Raw genomic sequence first — 1714 nt, forward strand, 5'->3', positions numbered from 1 at the left:
GGCGGGCTCGCGGACGCGGCGACGTTCAAGAGCAGGGGCAGGGGACAGGAGAGGGCGTACGACCGGGAGCAGGAGCGGGAGAACCCGCAGGACCGGGGGCAGGAGAAGGCGAACGGTCAGGAGCAGGGGCGGGACCGGGGGACGGAACTGCCCGTGGTGACCTCCGTCGTGCAGGCCGTGGGGTCCGGCGTGGGCTGGCAGCGGGTGGAGAAAGTGGCGGTCCGGAAGGGCGACGGCGTCACCGTGAGGTTCCAGGAGGGCGGGTGGTCGGTCGACCGCGAGCAGATGCCCCTGACGGGACCCGCCGGCTACGCCGTGGACGACGACCGGCTGCTGGAGTTCGCGGAGCACTGCAAGGTCGCCCCGAAGGCCCCGTTCGGCACCCTGCTGACGCGCCTGGCCGGTGAGCGCGCCTCTTCGGTCCTCGCCGTCGGGGAGGCCGTCACCTTCCGGGCGGGCGGCGACGGCGTGGTGGAACTGCGCATCAACGACGACGACGGCTGCCTCCACGACAACGAGGGCGAGCTGACCGTGTCCGTGGAGGTCACCCACACCCCGTGACGGACCCGGCATCAGCGTCCAGGAGGGCGCCCGGCAGATCGTCGCGCATCCCGAGGTGCCCGGCGCCCGGGAGGTCTCCCAGCAGACGCTGAACGCCGCGGGCCGGCCCTCCGCCGTGCCGTCGTCCTTCGCCGACTGCCTGCACACCGGGTCGGACCCGCCCACCCTGCAGCAGTTCGAGGGCTGCCTCGCCGACCTCGGTGCCCTGGGGTACCGGCAGCAGGTGACGTACCAGCCCGCCGGCAACTTCTGGGCCCTCCAATGGGCCGAGACCGGGCTCTACCTCGGCCCTTTCCCGAAACCCGCTGCTCCCAGAACGTTTGCTTCCGGGAGGCCTGCCCACCTCGTTGTAGTACAGTGTAGTACATGGAGACGACAGCGCGTGAGTTCAATCAGAACGCGTCAAGGATTCTCGCCGCCGCCGAGCGTGGCGAGCGGATCACCGTGACGAAGAACGGCCGGCCGGTCGCCATACTGTCCCCCGTCACCGACGAATCCGTGCCCGCTCACCCCACGGATCCGATGGGCGACGACGACATCCCGGTGTTCCGCAGCGGCGCCGCGATCGACTGGGCCGCGGGACGAGGCGCCTACCTGGAGGGTTTCGGCGCATGACCGTGCTCATCGCCGACACGTCGGGGCTGTTCTCCCTCTTCGACGCGGACGCTCCCGAACACGGAGCCTGCCGCAAGGCCGTCGCCGCCGCCTCTCACCTGGTGGTGACTCCGCTCGTGCTCGCTGAGCTCGACTACCTGTTGAGCACGCGGATCGGCTCCGAAGCCGCACAGGTGGCGCTCGGCCATGTCCGGGACCGCGTGGCTGTGCGGCGGTACGCGGTCCCCGAAATCGAACCGCACCTTTCCACGGCCCTGATCACTATGCGCAGATACCCGCAGATCGGTCTCACCGACACGATGAACGTGGTGATGGCGGCCGAGTATCACACCGACTCGATCCTCACTCTGGATCGCCGTCACTTTCGTATGGTGCGCCCCCTCACCGGTCATGTCGCGTTCCGGCTGTGGCCCGACGACCGGTGAACCGGAGGGAAGCATGTCCTGATCCCCGCGGTCGACCGATCGAGGACACCCCGACGGTGTTTGCCGGCCGTCCCGTTGACGACGCCGGGTCCAAGGGCGGGTGAGGGGTGGGG

At 70.0% G+C, this 1714-nt stretch carries 3 protein-coding genes; all 3 read left to right on the plus strand.

Features of this window, described 5'->3' with window-relative positions; translation table 11 throughout:
• Nucleotides 1-561, plus strand: a 561-nt coding sequence (locus tag AOK18_RS10750) for a hypothetical protein (RefSeq protein WP_206281522.1), incomplete at its 5' end; no start/stop codon positions are given.
• A 366-nt stretch (nucleotides 562-927) separates the two neighbouring features.
• Entirely contained in the window at nucleotides 928-1176 is a 249-nt protein-coding gene (locus tag AOK18_RS10755; RefSeq protein WP_055694173.1) for a type II toxin-antitoxin system Phd/YefM family antitoxin, read from the plus strand.
• On the plus strand, nucleotides 1173-1601 hold the full coding sequence (locus AOK18_RS10760) for a PIN domain-containing protein (protein WP_055694174.1): 429 nt from the start codon (nucleotides 1173-1175) through the stop codon (nucleotides 1599-1601). The genes AOK18_RS10755 and AOK18_RS10760 overlap by 4 nt, the downstream gene beginning before the upstream one ends.
• Nucleotides 1602-1714 lie beyond the last annotated feature (113 nt).

It is taken from the genome of Streptomyces prasinopilosus, assembly GCF_001419695.1.
Lineage (GTDB): Bacteria > Actinomycetota > Actinomycetes > Streptomycetales > Streptomycetaceae > Streptomyces > Streptomyces prasinopilosus.